Consider the following 5,463-nt stretch of genomic DNA (forward strand, 5'->3'; position numbering starts at 1 on the left):
TGCAGGTAGGCGGCAAGTGAGTGAATCCCCATGAGCATAGACAGGCTATGTGATTGGGGTGAAAGAACGTAGCCAACACTCCTGCGGCTTCAAGTAGGAAGGGGATAACAACCTAATGGACAAAACGATGAGCTTAACATGCATAAAATAAAACTCGTGGCACTATCAGTGCTGTGCGCCCTGCCCGCCCATGGGCAAATCATTATCTCTGAAACAACCGAAGGTTCTGGGCTCAATAAAGCCATCGAACTGACCAATATTGGTTCAGAATCGATTAACCTCAGCACTTACAGCATCAAACTTGCTTCGAATGGAGCCAGTGACTGGACAAGTTCGCCTTTAGTACTGGAAGATCACAATCTATCACCCAGACATACCTACGTCATTGCTCATCCTGATGCCGACGCCGCACTCGTCAGCAAGGCAAACCTGACAAATAATCAGGTCACAGCTTTTAATGGCGATGACATTATCGGATTGTTTAAAGAACAACAGCTGATTGATATTGTAGGTACTCTCGGCATTCGTGAAAACTTTAACCAAGACACGTCATTACAAAGAATCGATGTCACACCGAATACCACATTTAATCCTGCACAATGGCATAGTACGGGCGTGAATAATGATTGGCAGCATATTGGGATAGCCCCCGATTACGATGATGATTTTACGCCAAGCGAGCCACCAGTGCAGGCCATTCGCAAGACCATTATGGAACTACAAGGAGATAGCTGGGCCTCACCTTATACCGATCCTGCAAAAGGGCAATATCAATCAGAACAAACCTTCCAAGTGAGTGGCGTGATCACTCATATACAAGATAATGCCGATCTTGGGGAAGATTTGCCCCAAGGCTTTTTTATCCAAGATCCACAAGGGGACGACAACCCGAACACTTCAGATGGCCTCTTTATTCAAGGCCCAACTCAAGGCGGTGTGGTCGGTGACCTGATCGAAGTAACAGGAAACGTAATTGAGCACTATGGCTCAACCCAGTTTATCCCTAGCGCAGAAAGCCGCATTCTTGGTCACGGATACTCTATTCAGCCGACTGTCGTAACACGATTAAACTCAGATCGATATTATGCGCAAACGCTGGAACGGCATGAAGGCATGCTGGTACGCTTCACGGCAGAATCAGATATGCATGTTTCTCGAAGCTTTGCCTTCGACCCAGGCCCACAACGTTACAATATGGTTTTGGCTTATCAACAACCAAACGAACACCCTCATCACCGTAACCAACCCGGTAGCCAAGCGGCAATCAAACAAGCCGATTGTAATCAGGATCAACAGTTAATTGTTGAAGCCACCCAAGCAGGCACCCCAGAAACCCCGATTGCTTGGTACCCTGATATAAGCCAATCGAGCGATGGACACTCTGACAATCACCTCACGATCGGCGATCAGGTGGCCAATTTGCAAGGCATCATTGGCTATTCCCACTCCGACTACCGCTTGTTCATCACTGAAGAGGCCACATCAGCATCATTTAATCCGGTCGCCAAACAAAATAGCCCAGGTTTGATCGAAGGCAATGTCAAAGTCGCCACCTTTAACACACAAGGGGTATTTACCTCTCGCGTTAATGGCCCGCGTAACCCGGCGATAGATAACGACAGCCCCAGTGGTTTTGTCACTGGTGGAGCCAATAATCAAGAGGAATTGGATTTACAAGTCACAAAAATTACCGCCGCGATTAAGCAGCTCAACCCAGATATCGTCGCCCTTTTACAAGTCGAAAATAACGGTTACAGCACTCACTCAGCGATCGGCTATTTACTCAACCGCCTCAACCAAAACCAAGACTCACACCACACTTATCAAGTCGCTAAGTTAAGTGACACCTCAAGTGACTTTGTGGGAGAAAATGCTACTGCTAGCTTTATTCTCTACCGCCCTGCACTGTTTAAGTTCAAGCAGCTTGAGTTATTGGCCATGCCCGGAGATGATGATTTGGCGATCGCCATGAACGATACCTTACTCGCGACATTTGACCTCAACGCCAAAGACCAACCGACCACGTTCACGCTCGCAGTTGCTGATTTAGTGGATAGAAATCAACACTGTTCTCAACCCACAGAAACACAAGGTGGCTGCTCAACACTACGTGAGCAAGCCAGTGAAAAAATTGCCCAAGCACTCGAGCAACACTCCGGACATAAAATCCTGTTAGGCAGTTTCCACGCTTATCCGAAAGAAGATGCGATTACCAGGCTCACTGGGCTCAATGACATGGCAAGCGCACCGTCTAGCGTTCATTACCTTGATAGCACGACCATTCGCGATACGTCTAATCCACACTATTCGGTTGAAAACCATGCGGCATCCGGTCGAGTGGATTACATCTTCATCTCGCCATCACTGACCTCACAATTTATCGACTCCGCGCCTTGGGCCATCAACGCCAATGAATCTGAGCTTTGGGACTACCAACACAAAACCGCCAATACCAGTTGGCACCGATCCTCTCGCCATGATCCGGTTCTATTAAATCTGAATTTTGAATTAGATGAACGCCAAAGTCCGGAAGATAACTCATCCGAGAATCCCTCTGCGGAAACCGAGCAGAGCAGTGGTGGTAGCCTTGGCTTAATAAGCCTGCTGTTATTCGCTTTAATGACCATCCGCCGTACTCGTGGCACACAAGCCTAATTGGATAGATAGAGATCAATGAACATGAAAAAACTCGCATACGTTGCCTTACTTATCAGTTGCCATGCAACGGCTAACTATATCCAAGCGGATCACCCCCATGTGATTACCCCGTTTTTCTCAACCTGCATCACCGATAACGGAACCGTAACTCCGCCCCCTGTTCCCTCTGACGTTTACAATCCGAACGGTTATTATGATGCAGCACTCAACCAAACCGGCCAAACATTGAAACAGGCATTAAATGGCATCATTTCTCAAGGCCATATTAAACTGAGATATACCGATAATAGCAGCCCCGATACCATGGATGTATGGAAAGCATTAATGATTACAGATGAGGACCCTTATCAATCAGATCATGTCATTTTACTGTATACCGGACGCTCGCAGCTAAAAACTGAGCGCTCAGGCCAAGGCTCGCTTGGACAAGACAATTGGAACCGAGAACATCTATGGCCAAAATCTCATGGCGGCTTTAATAACAAATCCGCGTATGCTTACACCGATATCCACCACCTTCGCCCTAGTGATGAGTCGATCAACAGTGAACGCGGTAGTTTAGAATTTAATGAGGGCGGAGTGCCCACTAAAGAGTCTCCAGAAGCTGGCAACAAAAAAGATCCACAACGAGGCACGTTTGAACCCCGTGATGCTGTAAAAGGAGATATCGCGCGAAGCATGTTTTATATGGCCACACGTTATGAAGGCAAAGACCCTATCACGCCAGATCTAGAAATCAACGTTGGCAATAATTCACCCACTTCCCACCTTGGTGATTTATGTACCTTGCTTAAATGGCATGAGCAAGATCCGGTGGATGATTTTGAAAAACAACGCCACGAGAAAATTTATTCCATACAAAACAACCGCAATCCTTTTATTGATAACCCATTCTGGGTTGAAGAGATTTTTTCTAGCCCTGAATGCCCTTAAGTGCGTTTGTCGTTCTCCTTTCATCCCCGCGCAAGCGGGGATCCTCGCCACCACCCTTTCCCTAGCTCCTGAATAATCTTTGCGTTATGATTGCAAAGCTAACAACATCAGAGGCTTAAACATGAATATCCTAGTCACCGGAGGCATGGGCTACATCGGTAGCCACACCTGCATTCAACTCCTTCAAGCGGGTATCACACCGATTATTCTCGACAACCTATACAACAGCAAAAAATTGGTGCTTGACCGCATTACCCAAGTTACTGGCATTACCCCTAAATTTTATCAAGGCGATATCCGAGACAGCGCACTGCTCGAACAAATTTTTACCGAACATACTATCGATAGCGTGATCCATTTTGCCGGTCTCAAAGCTGTGGGAGAATCGGTCGAAAAACCACTGATGTATTACGAAAATAACGTTGCAGGTACCTTAAGCTTAGTCCGTAGCATGGCAAAAGCAGGGGTTAAAAGTTTAATTTTCAGCTCTTCTGCCACCGTTTATGGTGATCCCGCCAGCGTCCCGATCCGCGAAAACTTCCCCACATCGGCAACCAACCCTTATGGACGCAGTAAATTGATGGTGGAAGAATGCTTAACGGATTTTCAACACGCCAATCCAGACTGGAGTATCACGCTACTGCGTTACTTTAACCCGGTTGGCGCACATGAATCTGGCTTACTCGGTGAAGACCCACAAGGCACGCCGAATAACCTCCTTCCCTTTGTCGCCCAAGTTGCTGTAGGCCGACGCGAACAAGTCGGTGTTTTTGGCAATGACTACCCAACACCGGATGGCACCGGTGTCCGCGATTACATTCACGTGGTCGATTTGGCTGATGGCCATTTAGCCGCGCTGAATAAAGTAAGCCAACGTGCTGGAGTGCATATTTTTAACCTCGGCACCGGAAGTGGCCATAGTGTGCTTGATATGATTGCCGCCTTTAGCAAAACCGTCGGCAAACCGATTGCTTATCAAATTCAAGCACGCCGCGCAGGTGATATCGCAGAATGCTGGGCAGACCCAAGCTATGCAGAACAAACGTTAGGTTGGAAAGCAACGCGCAGCTTAGCAACCATGGTCGAAGACACCTGGCGCTGGCAGTCAAAAAACCCGAATGGGTATGAAGGCGAGTAAGGTTAATGGTTAATGGTTAATGATACTAACGCATTCGCTCTTATTCCCCTCCCTCGGAGGGGTGCCCGAAGGGCGGGGTGGTTGCTAAAGCTAATGAAATACGATTAACTTTTCAGGTACTGGTTTTTAAGACCTGCGCTACTTTTCCTAGAATCTACTCTTGTCTAGAATCTGAGTTTAAAACCACCCCGTCAGGCTCTGCCTGCCACCCCTCCAAGGGAGGGGAATTTAAAAAACATGCTCGCCTCTACTCCCCTGCGGAGGGAATTTAAAAAAACATGCTCGCCTCTACTCCCCTGCGGAGGAAATTTAAAAAAACATGCTCGCCTTTACTCCCCTGCGGAGGGAATTTAAAAAAACGTGCTAGTAAGAACTAAAGCAACAAATAACACATTCGCTCTTATTCCCCACTTCCGAAAGGCGGATGGCAATGATACTGGTGGATGCAGGGAACCTAAAAATGACTAAGCAGTAAACGGGGATGATAAGAGGCTTAATTCCCCTCCCCCGGAGGGGTGCCCGAAGGGCGGGGTGGTTGCTGTCACCGATCATGCAAAACTGATCCACTAACGATCATCGAAAACTGATCCACTTGGTATCATCCGTTTATTTTTTATACGGGTGATTTATGTTAACCAAGGAGACATTTGTGGATATTCATGTTCGCTTTGCACAAGGCCAAAGCATTCGTAACATTGCCCGTCAATTAGGCATCTCTCGTAACACCGTAAAAC

At 47.2% G+C, this 5,463-nt stretch carries 4 protein-coding genes; all 4 read left to right on the forward strand.

The window, feature by feature from the left end:
- Positions 1–138: 138 nt before the first annotated feature.
- Positions 139–2,655: an ExeM/NucH family extracellular endonuclease gene (locus tag CAG57_RS05520; protein ID WP_161428078.1), complete on the forward strand. Its 2,517-nt coding sequence runs from the start codon at positions 139–141 to the stop codon at positions 2,653–2,655.
- 24 nt (positions 2,656–2,679) lie between these two features.
- A complete protein-coding gene (locus tag CAG57_RS05525; RefSeq protein ID WP_161428079.1) occupies positions 2,680–3,591 on the forward strand; it encodes an endonuclease I family protein in 912 nt (303 codons plus the stop codon).
- 121 nt (positions 3,592–3,712) lie between these two features.
- Entirely contained in the window at positions 3,713–4,729 is a 1,017-nt protein-coding gene (gene galE, locus CAG57_RS05530) for a UDP-glucose 4-epimerase GalE (protein ID WP_099610779.1), read from the forward strand.
- Between the two features lie 628 nt (positions 4,730–5,357).
- A partial coding sequence (locus CAG57_RS05535) for a helix-turn-helix domain-containing protein (RefSeq protein WP_161434047.1) occupies positions 5,358–5,463 on the forward strand: 106 nt, incomplete at its 3' end.

This window comes from Vibrio sp. V30_P3S12P165, from assembly GCF_009904905.1.
Lineage (GTDB): Bacteria > Pseudomonadota > Gammaproteobacteria > Enterobacterales > Vibrionaceae > Vibrio > Vibrio fujianensis.